The 14,043-nt window shown below is 66.3% G+C and carries 13 protein-coding genes; 11 read left to right on the forward strand and 2 right to left on the reverse strand.

Going from position 1 to position 14,043, the window contains the following annotated elements:
* Positions 1 to 303: 303 nt before the first annotated feature.
* Genes gspD through gspF form a run of 3 tightly spaced genes read left to right on the forward strand, consistent with a single transcriptional unit; the run spans position 304 to position 5,430 of the window.
* A complete protein-coding gene (gene gspD / locus F6X37_RS17935) occupies positions 304 to 2,691 on the forward strand; it encodes a type II secretion system secretin GspD (RefSeq protein WP_187612246.1) in 2,388 nt (795 codons plus the stop codon).
* Positions 2,688 to 4,208, forward strand: coding sequence for a type II secretion system ATPase GspE (gene gspE / locus F6X37_RS17940; protein WP_187612247.1), 1,521 nt, complete (start codon positions 2,688 to 2,690; stop codon positions 4,206 to 4,208). The genes gspD and gspE overlap by 4 nt, the downstream gene beginning before the upstream one ends.
* Positions 4,209 to 4,212: 4 nt before the next feature.
* The gene (gene gspF, locus F6X37_RS17945; RefSeq protein WP_184036826.1) at positions 4,213 to 5,430 is read left to right on the forward strand and encodes a type II secretion system inner membrane protein GspF; all 1,218 of its coding nucleotides are present in this window, start codon (positions 4,213 to 4,215) and stop codon (positions 5,428 to 5,430) included.
* A gap of 76 nt (positions 5,431 to 5,506) precedes the next feature.
* Here gspF and F6X37_RS17950 read toward each other — a convergent pair whose 3' ends face one another.
* Positions 5,507 to 5,920, reverse strand: a complete 414-nt coding sequence (locus F6X37_RS17950) for a general secretion pathway protein GspC (RefSeq protein WP_187612248.1) — start codon at positions 5,918 to 5,920, stop codon at positions 5,507 to 5,509.
* A gap of 135 nt (positions 5,921 to 6,055) precedes the next feature.
* On the opposite strand from F6X37_RS17950, the gene gspG reads away from it, so the two are divergent.
* From gspG to F6X37_RS17990, 8 genes are all read left to right on the forward strand, one after another.
* A complete protein-coding gene (gene gspG, locus F6X37_RS17955; RefSeq protein ID WP_187612249.1) occupies positions 6,056 to 6,520 on the forward strand; it encodes a type II secretion system major pseudopilin GspG in 465 nt (154 codons plus the stop codon).
* 189 nt (positions 6,521 to 6,709) lie between these two features.
* Positions 6,710 to 7,237 (forward strand): GspH/FimT family pseudopilin, encoded by a 528-nt coding sequence (locus F6X37_RS17960; RefSeq protein ID WP_410451378.1) that lies wholly within the window; start codon positions 6,710 to 6,712, stop codon positions 7,235 to 7,237.
* Between the two features lie 52 nt (positions 7,238 to 7,289).
* On the forward strand, positions 7,290 to 7,682 hold the full coding sequence (gene gspI, locus F6X37_RS17965) for a type II secretion system minor pseudopilin GspI (RefSeq protein WP_090805517.1): 393 nt from the start codon (positions 7,290 to 7,292) through the stop codon (positions 7,680 to 7,682).
* Positions 7,660 to 8,334 (forward strand): type II secretion system protein J, encoded by a 675-nt coding sequence (locus F6X37_RS17970; RefSeq protein ID WP_090802328.1) that lies wholly within the window; start codon positions 7,660 to 7,662, stop codon positions 8,332 to 8,334. The genes gspI and F6X37_RS17970 overlap by 23 nt, the downstream gene beginning before the upstream one ends.
* A gap of 1 nt (position 8,335) precedes the next feature.
* Entirely contained in the window at positions 8,336 to 9,451 is a 1,116-nt protein-coding gene (gene gspK / locus F6X37_RS17975) for a type II secretion system minor pseudopilin GspK (RefSeq protein ID WP_187612251.1), read from the forward strand.
* A 28-nt stretch (positions 9,452 to 9,479) separates the two neighbouring features.
* Entirely contained in the window at positions 9,480 to 10,889 is a 1,410-nt protein-coding gene (gspL, locus tag F6X37_RS17980) for a type II secretion system protein GspL (protein ID WP_187612252.1), read from the forward strand.
* Positions 10,886 to 11,389: a type II secretion system protein M gene (locus F6X37_RS17985; RefSeq protein WP_090802323.1), complete on the forward strand. Its 504-nt coding sequence runs from the start codon at positions 10,886 to 10,888 to the stop codon at positions 11,387 to 11,389. The genes gspL and F6X37_RS17985 overlap by 4 nt, the downstream gene beginning before the upstream one ends.
* A gap of 28 nt (positions 11,390 to 11,417) precedes the next feature.
* Complete coding sequence (locus F6X37_RS17990; protein WP_187612253.1) at positions 11,418 to 12,197, forward strand: type II secretion system protein N; 780 nt, start codon at positions 11,418 to 11,420, stop codon at positions 12,195 to 12,197.
* Positions 12,198 to 12,335: 138 nt separating this feature from the next.
* Here F6X37_RS17990 and F6X37_RS17995 read toward each other — a convergent pair whose 3' ends face one another.
* Positions 12,336 to 13,940 carry an efflux transporter outer membrane subunit gene (locus F6X37_RS17995; RefSeq protein WP_187612254.1) on the reverse strand — a complete coding sequence of 535 codons (1,605 nt, stop codon included), beginning with the start codon at positions 13,938 to 13,940 and terminating at the stop codon, positions 12,336 to 12,338.
* Between the last annotated feature and the right edge of the window lie 103 nt (positions 13,941 to 14,043).

Genomic DNA, 14,043 nt, shown 5'->3' on the forward strand with positions numbered 1-14,043 from the left:
TAAGACCGTACAAAGCCGGGTAATGGCGTCCAGGTACGGTGCCGGTTAGCTTTCAATTGAATAACCAGCCTGCGATTCCGTAAGGATTCGCATGAGGCCCCTTGTTTTGTTTCAAATCCGACATGAAAAGCTGTTACTGTTCGTTTTTTTCGGGCGTCGGGACGCTGGAGCTCCAAGCGAAACTCGCTTTTGGGGCCGGCTCACAGACCGACCGGGCGGTAGCTTGCTGCCAGGCCCGCATCGCATGACCGTCGGTGGCAGAGGCTGCCGGCATCGATATCACATTCCATGAGAAGAAATTGTATGGCTTTGCGTCGCGTGGCAACGGCGCTGCTGGTGGCTGGACTGATCACCGCGCAGACAGCACAGGCAGAGGTGACACTCAACTTCGTCAACGCCGACATCGACCAGGTCGCCAAGGCGATCGGCGCGGCGACCGGCAAGACGATCATCGTCGATCCGCGGGTGAAGGGGCAACTGAACCTCGTGTCCGAAAACGCGGTACCCGAGGATCAGGCGCTCAAAACCCTGGAGTCCGCGCTGCGCATGCAGGGCTTCGCGCTCGTGCAGGATCACGGCGTGTTGAAAGTGGTGCCCGAGGCCGACGCCAAGCTGCAAGGCGTGCCGACCTACGTCGGCAACGCGCCGACGGCGCGCGGCGACCAGGTCGTCACGCAGGTCTTCACGCTGAGGAACGAATCGGCCAACAACCTGCTGCCGGTACTGCGTCCGCTGATTTCGCCGAACAACACCGTCGCGGCCTACCCCGCCAACAATACGATCGTCGTCACCGACTACGCCGACAACGTGCGGCGCATCGCGCAGATCATCGCGGGCATCGATAACGCGGCAGGCCAGTCGGTGGCGGTCGTGCCGCTGAAGAATGCGAATGCGATCGACATCGCGCAGCAGATGAACAAGATGCTCGATCCGGGCTCGATAGGCAGTACGGACGCGACGCTGAAGGTGTCGATCGCGTCGGATCCGCGCACCAACTCGCTACTAATGCGCGCGTCGAACCCCGCACGTCTCGCGGCGGCAAAGGAGCTCGCGAAACAGCTCGACGTGCCGACCACGATGCCGGGCAACATGCACGTCGTGCCGCTGCGCAACGCGGACGCGACGAAGCTCGCGCGCACGCTGCGCAACATGCTCGGCAAGGGCGGCGGCGAAGGCTCGTCGGGCGCCTCGAACGAGGCGAACTCGTTCAACCAGAACAGCAGTGGGGGCGGCGGCGGTCTGTCGAACGCCAGCAATTCGACGGGCACGTCGGGCACGCCACCGTTGCCGTCAGGCGGACTCGGCGGCAGCTCGATGAACTCGCCGATGGGCGGCGGCGCCTCGGGCTCGAATAGTAATAGTGGCGGCTTTCTCGGCGGAGAAAAGGAGAAGAGCGAAGACCAGGGCGGCGGCATGATCACGGCCGATCCCGCAACCAACTCGCTGATCATCACGGCGCCCGAAGCAACGTACCGCAACTTGCGCGCGGTGATCGACCAGCTCGATGCACGTCGCGCGCAGGTGTATATCGAGGCGCTGATCGTCGAGCTCAACTCGAATACGAGCGGCAACCTCGGGATTCAGTGGCAGGTCGCGAACGGTAACTTGTACGCCGGTACCAACCTGTCGACTGGCTCGGGCAACAGCATCGTCAACCTGACGGCGGCCGCGGCCGCTGCCGGCTCGACCGGCGGTCTCGCTACGGCACTGGGCGCCCAGAACTTGCAACAGGGCCTGAACGTCGGCTGGATCCACAACATTTTCGGCGTGCAGGGTCTCGGCGCGCTGCTGCAGGCGCTGTCGCAGACCGCCGACGCGAACGTGCTGTCCACGCCGAACCTGATCACGCTCGATAACGAAGAAGCGAAGATTATCGTCGGTACCAACGTGCCGATCCAGACCGGTTCGTACTCGAACCTGACGAGCGGCACGACGAGCGCGGCATTCAACACGTTCGACCGTGTCGACGTCGGTCTGACGCTGCACGTGAAGCCGCAGATTACCGACGGCGGCATCCTGAAGCTGCAGCTCTACACGGAAGATTCGGCGATCGTGAACGGTACGAACAACGCGGCGACGAACCCGGCGGGCCCGGAATTCACGAAGCGTTCGATCCAGTCGACCGTGCTGTGCGATAACGGCGAGATCATCGTGCTCGGCGGCCTGATGCAGGATAACTACCAGGTCAGCAACAGCAAGGTGCCGCTCCTCGGCGACATTCCGTGGCTGGGCCAGCTGTTCCGCTCCGAGCAGAAGAACCGCAACAAGACTAACCTGATGGTATTCCTGCGCCCGGTCATTCTCGCCGATCGCGACACCACCCAGGCCGTCACGGCGAACCGCTACGACTACGTCCAGGGTGTGCAGGGTGCGTACCGTTCGGACAACAACATCATGAAGGATCGCGACGATCCGGTCGTGCCGCCGATGCCGCTCGGCCCGAGCCAGGGCGGTGTGCCGGCGCTGAACCTGTTCGATCTGAACCAGATGCGCCGCCAGCAGATGATGCCGCAGCAGGCACCGCAACAGGTGCCTCAACAGGTACCGCCGCAGGCCGTGCCGCAAGCCAACGCGCAGCCCACCACGCAACCTGTGCCGCAATCGATGCCGCAAACCGTGCCGCAACCGGCGGTCGTCGATCCGGCCAGCGCAGTGGTGCCGAGTACGGTATCGCCGGGAGCGCGTCCGTGACGCAGACGTCCGCGCAAACCGCGCCATCGCAAGGTCGGTTGAACGGCGACGCCGCCGGCGAGCGCGCGGCGCCCTCGCCGCTCGCCGCCCGGCTCGTGCCGTACGGTTTCGCGCGCAGCGGCCAGGTCCTGGTCGCGCATCAGTATGCCGATAGCCTCGAAGTCTGGATCAGCGAGCGCACGAGCGAAGCCGCGCTTGCCGAAATCGCGCGCAACTACGGCACGGTATCGGTGGTGCGCGTGCCCGCCGACGATCTCGCGCAGGCGATCAACCAGGCCTATGCGCGCCAGGACGGCAGCGCCGCGCAGGTGGTCGGTGAAGTGGAAGGCGAAGTCGATCTGTCGCGTCTGATGCAGGACATTCCCGAGGTCGAGGATCTGCTCGAATCGGAAGACGACGCGCCGATCATCCGCATGATCAACGCGCTGCTCACGCAAGCGGCGCGCGAACAGGCATCGGATATTCATATCGAGCCGTTCGAGAATGCGTCCGTGGTGCGCTTTCGCGTCGACGGCACGCTGCGCGACGTGGTGCGGCCGAAAAAAGCGCTGCACGGCGCGCTGATCTCGCGGATCAAGATCATGGCGCAGCTCGACATCGCGGAGAAACGTCTGCCGCAGGACGGCCGCATTACGCTGCGCGTCGGCGGTCGTCCGGTCGACGTGCGCGTATCGACGCTGCCCACCGGCCACGGCGAGCGCGCGGTGCTGCGGCTGCTCGAAAAAGACGCGGCGCGACTGAATCTCGAAGCGCTGGGCATGGCATCCGACACGCTCGGCAAGTTCGACAAGCTGATCGGCAAGCCGCACGGCATCGTGCTCGTGACGGGCCCGACCGGCTCCGGCAAGACCACGACGCTGTATGCGTCGATGTCGCGACTGGAGACGGCGACCACCAACATCATGACGGTGGAAGACCCGATCGAATACGACCTGTCCGGCATCGGCCAGACCCAGGTCAACGAGCGGATCGGCATGAGCTTTGCGCGCGCGTTGCGCTCGATTCTGCGTCAGGATCCGGACATCATCATGATCGGTGAAATCCGCGACCTCGAAACCGCGCAGATCGCGGTGCAGGCGTCGCTGACCGGCCACCTGGTGCTCGCGACGCTGCACACGAACGACGCGGCATCCGCCGTCACGCGTCTGACCGACATGGGCGTCGAGCCGTATCTGCTCGCCTCGTCGCTGCTCGGCGTGCTCGCGCAGCGGCTTGTGCGGCGGCTGTGCCCGGTGTGCCGCGAAGAGCGCACCGAGGAAGACGGCAGCAAGCGCTGGCATCCGGTCGGCTGCGACCGTTGTGGCCAATCCGGTTACGCGGGACGGCGCGGCGTCTACGAGCTGCTGCTGATCGATGAAACGATCCGTTCGCTGATCCACCGCAACGCGGCGGACGCCGAAATTCTCGAAGCGGGCCGCGCGCACGGCATGCGCACGCTGCGCGAGGATTCGGAGCGCTGGCTCGCATCGGGACTGACGTCGCTCGAAGAAGTGATTCGCGTGACGGGCGGAGCATAAGCGCATGCCGGCATTCCGTTTCGAAGCGATCGACGCGGCGGGCAAGGCACAAAAAGGCGTGCTCGACGCCGACAGTGCACGCGGCGCGCGCACCAACCTGCGCTCGCAAGGACTCACTCCGCTCGTCGTCGAACCGGCGGCGTCGCGCACCCGCGGCGAGCGCAATCAGCGGCTCGCGCTCGGGCGTCGTCTGTCGCAGCGCGAGCAGGCCATTCTGACGCGGCAGCTCGCGAGTCTGCTGATCGCGGGTCTGCCGCTCGACGAAGCGCTCGCGGTGCTCACCGAGCAGTCGGAGCGCGACTACATCCGCGAGCTGATGGCGGCGATTCGCGCCGAAGTGCTCGGCGGTCATTCGCTCGCGAATGCGCTGCAGCAGCATCCAAAGGATTTCCCCGAGATCTACCGGGCGCTCGTCGCGGCCGGCGAACACACGGGCAAGCTCGGCCTGGTGCTGTCGCGGCTCGCCGACTACATCGAGCAGCGCAATGCACTGAAGCAGAAGATCGTGCTGGCGTTCACGTATCCGACGATCGTCACGATCATCGCGTTCGGCATCGTCACGTTCCTGCTCAGCTATGTGGTGCCGCAGGTCGTCAACGTGTTCGCGAGCACCAAGCAGCAACTGCCGTTTCTGACGATCGTGATGATGGCGCTGTCCGGCTTCGTGCGGCACTGGTGGTGGGCGATGCTGATCGGCGCGATCGTGGTCGTCTATCTGGTGCGCGCGACCCTCAGGCAACCGGGCCCACGGCTCGCCTTCGACCGCTGGCTGCTGACCGCGCCGCTGATCGGCAAGCTCGTGCGCGGCTATAACACGGTCCGCTTCGCCAGCACGCTCGGCATTCTGACCGCGGCGGGCGTGCCGATTCTGCGCGCGCTGCAAGCCGCGGCCGAAACGCTCAGCAACAATGCGATGCGCGAGAACATCGACGACGCGATCGTGCGAGTGCGCGAAGGTACGTCGCTGTCGCGCGCGCTCGGCAACACGAAGACGTTTCCGCCGGTGCTCGTGCACCTGATCCGCTCGGGCGAAGCGACCGGCGACGTGACGACGATGCTCGATCGCGCGGCCGATGGCGAAGCGCGCGAGCTGGAGCGTCGCACGATGTTCCTGACGAGCCTGCTGGAGCCGCTGCTGATCCTGGCGATGGGGGGCGTGGTGCTGGTAATCGTGCTCGCGGTGATGCTGCCGATCATCGAACTGAACAACCTCGTGCAGTAGTAGTCGTCGTAGCGCGAGGAAGGAAGAGAAAGGATTTGCGCGGCATGCGGTATCAGCTGCGCAACCGCTTCGGGTTTCAGCGCACGTAAATGCTGGGACCGCTGGAGTAGGCGGGGAGGAAGATTTCCGAGTGGGCGCCATTGCGGTCGATGATGATCGAGCGGGCGCGGACTTCGGAGAGCCTGGTGCCTTGCATCAGCGTGCTGCCGAGCGACACCGCGTGCGGCGGCTCGCCACCGACGCTGACGATCGCCGCGGCGCCTTCGCTCAACGCGAGGATGCCGAAGAGATGGATGTCCTGATTGACGTTGCGCGTGAGCTGTCCGCCGAACAGCGTCGCGGCCTGATCGGTCGAGACCTGCGCATGCGCCGCCGCAGCCGGCAACGGCGCGCCGGCCATCGTGATGAGCGTGATGACCCAGTAGGTCAGCGTCGCGCAGAAAGCGGCGAACAGCGCGAGCGACAGGAGGCGGATTTGGATGGCGTTCATGCGCACATTGTACGGACTATTGTGAAAATTGCGGTGGGTTGAAACCCTTCAACTGCATGACATTAAAATGACGGCCCGGCGTGTTCAATCTGATAAGCCGGGCCGAAAATTTCACCTGAAAAGAGGTAGCAACCTATGCAACTGTCGACCATTCGCCGCGCTGACAACGCGGGTTCGCGCGGCCGTCGTCAACGCGGTTTCACGCTGATCGAAATCATGGTCGTGATCGCGATTCTCGGCATTCTCGCCGCGCTGATCGTGCCGAAGATCATGAGCCGTCCGGACGAAGCGCGGCGCGTTGCCGCGAAGCAGGACATCGGCACCGTGATGCAGGCGTTGAAGCTCTATCGCCTCGACAACGGCCGCTATCCGACCCAGGAGCAAGGCCTGCACGCACTGATCGAAAAGCCGTCCACCGACCCGGTGCCGAGCAACTGGAAGGACGGCGGCTATCTCGAGCGTCTGCCGAACGATCCGTGGGGCAATGCGTACCAGTACCTGAATCCGGGCGTGCACGGCGAGATCGATGTGTTCAGCTACGGCGCCGATGGCAAACCGGGCGGCGAAGGCAACGACTCCGACGTCGGGTCCTGGCAATGAACAGGCTGAACCTGGCATCCCGGCAGACTCGATGATGTTCATGCACGCGCCCTCCTTGCCACCGGTTCGGCCGCTTGTTTCGCGAGGCGCCCTGCCCGCCACGCCGTTATGTTCGCGGCGCGTGCAAGCGTGCGTGCTTCACCGATGCATTGCTGTATGAATTTCCGTTGATCGTCGATGGCCGGCACTATGCGCACGTCCGTTTTCAAGTCCCGTGTTGACACTCCGTGTACGGCTTCGCGGCCGCGCTCCCGCCTGCGCCGCCGCCGCGCGGCAGGCTTCACGCTGCTCGAAATGATGGTGGTGCTCGTGATCGCGGGCCTGCTCGTGTCGCTGACCGCGGTCACGATGACCCGCAATCCGCGCACCGATCTGAACGAGGAAGCGCAGCGTCTCGCGCTGCTGTTCGAATCGGCTGGCGATGAAGCGCAGGTGCGCGCGCGGCCGATCGCGTGGCAGCCGTTCGAGGGCGGCTTCCGTTTCGATCAGCGCACCCAGGACGGCTGGCGTCCGCTGCGCGACGATCTGCTCGGACCGCGTCAGTGGGAAGGCGGCGTGACCAGTGTCGCGATCAGTTACCCGGGCTCGGATTCGCACGCCGATCGCATCGTGTTCGGTACCGAGGCGATCGACGTGCCGGTGCAGGTCACGCTGTTTTCGGCGGCCGGCCAGGCGACGATCGTCGGTACCGGCAATGGCCGCTACGAGGTGCGCTGAGATGCGGATGCTTCGCTATGGCAGGTCGGTCCGTGCCCCTTCCCTCTTCACGATGCGCGATGTCGGGTGCCGCGAGGAGCGTGGCTTCACGATGATCGAGGTGCTGGTCGCGCTCGCCATCATCGCGGTCGCGCTTGCCGCGTCGCTGCGCGCGGTCGGCAGTCTCGCGAGCGGCGAAGCCGAGCTGCACCGGCGTCTGCTCGCCGGCTGGAGCGCGGACAACGCGCTCGCGGACCTTCATCTGAAGCATGCATGGCCCAACATCGGCTCAACGAGCTTCGATTGCTCGCAAGGCAATCTGCAACTGCGCTGTACCGAGCATGTGACGGCGACGCCGAATCCGGTGTTTCGCCGTGTCGAAGTGATGGTGACGATGCCTGGGCAGTCCGGCAATCTCGCGCAGATGGTCACGGTGGTCGCGAATGAAAACAACCGCTCGCTGTGAGCGCCGCCGCCGTTATGGCGCGCGCGGCTTCACGCTGATCGAACTGCTGGTCGCGATCGCGATCCTCGCGGTGATCGCCGTGCTGTCATGGCGCGGGCTCGATCAGATCATCCGCGGCCGCACGACGATCACGAACGCGATGGAAGACGAACGCGTGTTCGCGCAGCTGTTCGACCAGATGCGCATCGACGCACGCCAGGCCGCCAGCGACGACGAATCGGGCCAGGCCGCGGTCTCGGTGTCCGGCAACGCGCTGCAGATCGTGCGGCACATGGTGCTGCCGGCCACCGCGCCGCGTCTGCAGGTGGTGCGCTATCAGATCTCGAACGGCCGCGTGGTGCGCTACGCGTCGCCGCCGCTCGGCAACGTCGGCGAATTGCGGCGCGCGTTGCACGGCAGCGACGAAGGCTGGAGCGCGGTGCCGCTGATGGGTGGCGTCGGCTCGATCTCGGCGCGCATGTACGTGCCGAAGCTCGGCTGGACCATACGGATGAACGACGTACAGACCGCGATGACCGAAGCCGTCAACAACCTGAAGGTGCCGCAGCTCGGCAACGCGCCGATGCCACGCTCGGTGACGGGGCTCGAGGTCAGCATCGGCGCAACATCGCTCGCGCGGCCGGTCACGCGCGTTTTTCTGGTCGGAGAATGACATGACGTTCTCCTCGTCGTCGTCGAAAAAGTCGGCATCCGGTTCGCGCGTGGCCGGCGCGCGCGAGCGCGGTGTGGCCATCATCAGCGCGCTGCTCGTCGTCGCGCTGTCGGCGATCCTCGTGTCCGGCATGTTGTGGCGCCAGCAGGTGCAAATCCGGCGCATCGAGAATCAGCGGCTGTTGTCGCAGGCGCAATGGGTCGCGCGCGGCGCGCTCGACTGGACCCGGCTGATTCTGCGCTCCGAAGGCGATACGTCGGCTGGCATCACGTATCTGGGCGGCTTGTGGGGCGTGCCGATCGCGAAAACCCGGCTGTCGGATTTTCTCGGCCAGATTGGCGAGGTACGCGCTGAGCAAGGCGCGGCCACCTACCTGTCGGGCTCGATCGAGGACGCGCAGTCCCGATTCAATCTGCGCAATCTGGTCGCAAGTCCGGCGCCCGGCGTGACGCAAATCAGCGCCGAGGAGATGGCCGCGTATCAGCGCCTGCTGGTGTCGCTCGGCCTGAGCGGGCAGCTCGCCAAAGTGACTGCGCTGCACGTGCGCGCGGGGCTGTCGCAATCGGCGACGCGCTTTCAGACCGGCACGTCGATCAGCAGCACGCCGCAGGTGGGTGGCGGCGGCGGTATGACGGGCGGCAACTTCACGAACCAGCCCGGCATCGAGGACGGCGACGACAACGTGGCGGTCGCGCCGCTGCTGATGACGAGCGTCGATTCGCTGCTCGACATTCCGGGCTACACGCCGGAGATCGTCGCGAAGCTGCGGCCGTTCGTCACCGTGCTGCCTACGACCACCGCGATCAACATGAACACCGCGTCGGCCGAAGTGATCGCGGCAGTGGTGCCGGGCATGACCGTGTCGCAGGCGCAAGCACTCGTCGCGCGGCGCCAGACCGTGTTTTTCCGCAACGTCGGCGACGTGCAGCTCGCGCTGACCGCCGCCGGTGTGCAATCGGTGTCGATCGATCCGAATCAGTTCGACGTCAACTCGAGCTACTTTTTAGTCCACGGCAGTGTGCAGCACGAGCGCGCCGAAGTGGATCGCACGACGCTCGTCTATCGCGATCCACTGACTCACACCACGCGTATCGTGCGGGTACAAGACCAACTGTGAACAACGCAATCCATAGAGAGAGTGGCCTTTGAGCACGCTGATCGTCCTATTGCCACCGCGTGATCCGGCGGTGCCCTCGCAGGAATGGCAACTGCCCGAGCTGCCGTTCGTGCTGCTCGACAAGACGGGGCGCACGCAGCGCGCCGGCCGCTCGGCGCTCGCGCTGCTGCCGCGCGCCGGCACGACGGTGCTGATGCTCGCCGCGCGCGACCTGCTGCTGATGCCCGCGACGCTGCCGCCGCTGCGTGGCCCGAAGCTGCGCCAGGCGCTGCCCAATATCGTCGAGGATCAACTGATCCAGGACCCGCAGACCTGCCATATCGCGGTCGATCCGCAGGGGCTTGGTGAAGGTCGGCACCTGCTCGCGATCATTGATCGCGGCTGGTTCCGTTTCATCTGTGAGGCGTTCACGACGGCCGGTCATCGCAGTCTGCGCGCGGTGCCGGTCACGCGTTGCCTGCCGCTGGCGCCGGTGACCGAAGTTGCCGCGAACGACGATGAAACAGCCGAAGTGCGCGAGCCGGCGATGGCTGGCGCGGCGAGCGTCGCGACGTCGCTACCGGGCATCGCGCCGGTGGTCGCGCCTGAAGCGCCGTCCATCGTGCCGATGGTGGCCGCGGTGCTCGGTGCGGTCGTGCAGACCGCACCCGCGCTGCTCGTCGAAGGCGCGCTCGACAGCGGCGTGCCGCGCGTCGAACTGGCGATTGCACGCGGTGTCCAGGGCGAGGGTTTCGCGGCGCCGGCCGATGCGGTGAACGCGACGCTGTCCGCGCTAGCGGGTGCGGCGCCGGTGTCGCTGTACATGCTGACCGAGGTGCCCGGCAACGAGCCGAACCAATCCACGACGAGTCCCGCGCGGCTCGCCTCGCATATTCACGGCGCGAGTCCGCTGCCGTTCGAGCAGCTCGCGCGACGCGCGCTCGAATGCCGCTTCGACCTGTGCCAGTTCGAATTCGCGTCGCAGCCGTGGCGCCTCGATCGCGCGACGCTGCGGCGTCTGCGTCTGCCGATCGTGCTCGCGCTCGCCGCGCTCGTCGTCGCGATCATCGGCGCGAACGTGCAGTGGCTGATGCTTGCGCGTCAGCGTGACGCGATCAACACGCAGATGACGGAGCTGCTGCTCAATACGTTCCCGAAGACGACCGTCGTACTCGACGCGCCCGATCAGATGGCGCGTCAGGTGCAACAGCTGCGCGTGGCGGCGGGCGAGCTGTCGCCGGAGGATTTCCTGTCGCTCGCCGACGGCCTCGCGCGCTCGCTGTCGCCGCTGCCGGTCAACGGCATTGCCGCGCTCGACTATCACGATCACCGCCTCGACGTGACCTTCAAACCCGCGGTCAAGGTCGACCCCGACTTCGCCAAGCGCCTCGCGCGCAACGGCCTTACCGGCGCGATCGACAGCAGTACCGGCAAGTGGACCATCAGGAACGGACAATGAAAGCTGAACTCGCTCAAACATGGGCTGGCTTCTGGGACCAGCGCACCGATCGCGAAAAGGCGCTGCTGACGTGGGGCGGCGCCGCGCTCGCCGTGGCGATTGCGTGGTCGGTGCTGTGGGCGCCCGCGCAGGAAGGCCGCGCGCACCTGCGTGAATCGCTGCCCAGCCTGCAGCGGCAGCTTGCGCAGATGACCGCGCAGTCGAACGAGGCGCGCTCGCTGTCGGCGGCCGCGCAAGGTGTCGCGCCGACCGGCGCGGCGCTGAAGGACGCGCTTTCCGCATCGCTCGGCGAACATGGCCTTGCCGCGACGCAGGTGCAGTTCGTCGGCAACGCGGTGCAGGTGCAAATGAAAAACGTGGCGTTTCCGGCCTGGACCGCGTGGGTCGATGACGTGCGCAAGCAGTTCAAGGTGCAGGTCTCCGAGGCGCACATCACCGCGTTGAAAGACGACGGCCAGGTCGATCTGACGGTCGCGCTGCAACCGTCGACCGCGAAATAACCACGCGCCGCTCGCTACAGGATCTCGCATGAATTACTGGATGTGGCGCCTGCGTGCGGCGCTGCCGTGGCTGGTGGTCGCCGTTTTGTCGGTGGCGGCGGTGACGCTCGCGTTACTGCCGGCCGCCTGGATTACGCCGCAGTTCGCGCGGCAAACGCACGGGCACGTCAATCTCGTCGACGCCGAGGGCTCGCTGTGGCACGGCTCGGCGACCCTGATGCTGGCCGCCGGCGCCGATATGAGCGCGGCGACGCTGCTGCCTGGTCGGATCGAATGGCGCACGTCGTTCTGGCCGCTTTTCACCGGACGCGTGCGCATGGTCATGCGCCATAGCGAGGCGATGCCCGATCCGGTCACGGTCGAAGCGACGCCGCGCGGCGCAACCGTCACGCCGGGCGTGCTCGCGGTGCCGGCGTCGCTGCTCGCGGGGCTTGGCGCGCCATTCAACACGCTCGATCTGCAGGGCAACGTGCAGTTGTCGTGGTCCGAGTGGCGCAGTTTCAACGGCGAAGCGTTCGGCCAGCTGACGATGATGTTCGACGACGTCAGCTCCCGGGTGTCGCTCGTGAAGCCGCTCGGGTCGTACCGGGTCAGGTTTCAGGCGCAGGGCACGTCGTCGGCGCTCGATCTGAGCACGATCAAGGGTCCGTTGACGCTGACCGGCAGCGGCACGGTGTCGGCCGCATCGACGTCGTTTCATGGCACGGCGAGCGCCGCGCCGGAACAGCACGATAACCTCGCCGGCCTGCTGAATCTGCTTGGCCGGCCTAGCGGGCCGGATACGGTGGCGCTGACGTTCGTGCACTGAGTTGGGGCTGACGTGCGCTGATGTGTGCCGAGGCGCGTGTTTCGCGCGCGTGGCGCGATGAAAAAAGAGGCATGGCCGCGAGTTGCGACCATGCCTCTTCTGTTTCGTGGCGTTGCTGCGCGGCGAGCACAGCGGACATTATTTGCTCTGCACCCGCGCTTGCAGCGCGTCTGTGCCCGACGCGGTGCTCTGTGCGATGGACGGCGCGCCGACTGACGTGGCCGCAGCCCTCGGCGCCGATGCCGGCAGCGGCGCGGGCGCCGCGACATCGCCGGTCTCGCGATTCATCTGCGACGCGTCCCAGCCGCCGCCGAGCGCCTTCACGAGCCCCACCGACGACACCATCCGCTGCCCGGCGATATTCTCGAGTTTCTGTTCGGCCGTGAAAGCCGTGGTCTGCGCGGTCAGCACATTGACGAAGCCGACCGTACCCGCCTTGTACTCGTTCGTCACGATGGCGAGCGCCTGGCGAGCCGAGTCGACCGCCTGCCGCTGCACGACGATTTCCTGTTCGAGGATGCGCAGCGACGCGAGGTTGTCCTCGACGTCCTGGAACGCGGCGAGCACCGTCTGCCGATAGGTCGCGACATCCGCGTCATAGGTGGCACGCGCGGCCTCGGTTTGCGCTTTGCGCAGGCCGGCGTCGAAGATCGTCCCGGCCAGTTGCGGGCCGAGCGTCCAGAAGCGCGACGGCAACGTCAACAATTGCGAGAACACCGAGTTCTCGAAGCCGCCGGTCGCCGACAGCGTCAGCGACGGGAAGAAGGCGGCGATCGCCACGCCGATCTGCTCGTTCGCCGCCGCGGCCTTGCGTTCCGCCGATGCGATATCCGGCCTGCGTTCGAGCAGCGCGGAGGGCATCTGCGCAGGCACGGCGGGCGGCGTCGCGGTGAGCGGCATCGGCGGCAGGGAGAACATCGACGCGGGCACGCCGACCAGCACCGCGATCGCGTGCTCGTCCTGCGCGCGCTGGATGCCGTTGTCGATCGCGGCGGCCTGCGCCGATTGCAGCTGCGTTTGCGCCTGGATCACGTCCGAGCGCGCGGCGACGCCGGCCGCGTACTGATTCTGCGTGAGTTGCAGCGAGCGCTGATAGGCGATCACGGTGTCGTCGAGCAGCTTCTGCGTGGAGTCGAGCGCGCGCAGCAGGAAGTAGGTCTGCGCGAGCGTGGCCTGGGCGGACAGGCGCGCGTTCGCGAGGTCGGCGGCCGCGCCCTGCTGGCCGGCTTTCTGCGCGTTGACCGAGCGCGTGACCGAGCCCCACAGGTCGGGCTCCCAGCTCGCCGTCATCTGCACGTTGAAGCTGTTGGTGATGCCCTCGCGACTGGTCGCCGTAGTCGCATTGCCACTGGTTTGCGTGCCGTTGCCCGAGCGCGTCGCGCCCGCCGACGCACCGATCGCCGGGAAGTACGCTGCCCGCGCTTCGCCGACGAGCGCGCGCGCCTGCCGGTAGCTCGCGGCGAATTGCGCGATGGTCTGGTTCGCGGTGTTGAGCTTGTCTTCGAGTTCGTTGAGCTTCGGGTCTTCGTAGATCGCCCACCAGTCGCCGCGGTCGTGTTGATCGGCGGGTTCGGCGACTTTCCAGCCGGGCGCGGCTTCCTTGAACGACGCGGGGATCTCGGTGGCCGGCCGCTGATAGTTCGGACCGACCGCGCAGGCGGCCAGGAGCGTCGCGCAGGCCGCGCTCACGGCAAGGGACAGGACGCGCGGCGCAAGCGCCCGCGACATTCGATCAGACTGCATGCAATGAATTCCTTCTGGACGCCGCAATGCGGCCGGGAATGGCGCCACCGGCCGGGCGAGATCGTGGTCTGCCGGAATGTTAGCGTATGAGCCCGCGCGAGCG

The organism is Paraburkholderia sp. 31.1 (assembly GCF_014397645.1).
Classification (GTDB): Bacteria; Pseudomonadota; Gammaproteobacteria; order Burkholderiales; family Burkholderiaceae; genus Paraburkholderia; species Paraburkholderia tuberum.

Excerpts from the sequence above, each read along its gene's own strand:
- gspK (WP_187612251.1), top strand. The coding sequence starts at position 8,336 with ATGACGTTCTCCTCGTCGTCGTCGAAAAAGTCGGCATCCGGTTCGCGC.
- F6X37_RS17950 (WP_187612248.1), bottom strand. The coding sequence starts at position 5,920 with ATGAACGCCATCCAAATCCGCCTCCTGTCGCTCGCGCTGTTCGCCGCT.
- gspF (WP_184036826.1), top strand. The coding sequence starts at position 4,213 with ATGCCGGCATTCCGTTTCGAAGCGATCGACGCGGCGGGCAAGGCACAA.
- gspI (WP_090805517.1), top strand. The coding sequence starts at position 7,290 with ATGCGCGATGTCGGGTGCCGCGAGGAGCGTGGCTTCACGATGATCGAG.
- F6X37_RS17990 (WP_187612253.1), top strand. The coding sequence starts at position 11,418 with ATGAATTACTGGATGTGGCGCCTGCGTGCGGCGCTGCCGTGGCTGGTG.
- gspG (WP_187612249.1), top strand. The coding sequence starts at position 6,056 with ATGCAACTGTCGACCATTCGCCGCGCTGACAACGCGGGTTCGCGCGGC.
- F6X37_RS17960 (WP_410451378.1), top strand. The coding sequence starts at position 6,710 with ATGCGCACGTCCGTTTTCAAGTCCCGTGTTGACACTCCGTGTACGGCT.
- gspD (WP_187612246.1), top strand. The coding sequence starts at position 304 with ATGGCTTTGCGTCGCGTGGCAACGGCGCTGCTGGTGGCTGGACTGATC.
- F6X37_RS17985 (WP_090802323.1), top strand. The coding sequence starts at position 10,886 with ATGAAAGCTGAACTCGCTCAAACATGGGCTGGCTTCTGGGACCAGCGC.
- F6X37_RS17995 (WP_187612254.1), bottom strand. The coding sequence starts at position 13,940 with ATGCAGTCTGATCGAATGTCGCGGGCGCTTGCGCCGCGCGTCCTGTCC.
- F6X37_RS17970 (WP_090802328.1), top strand. The coding sequence starts at position 7,660 with ATGAAAACAACCGCTCGCTGTGAGCGCCGCCGCCGTTATGGCGCGCGC.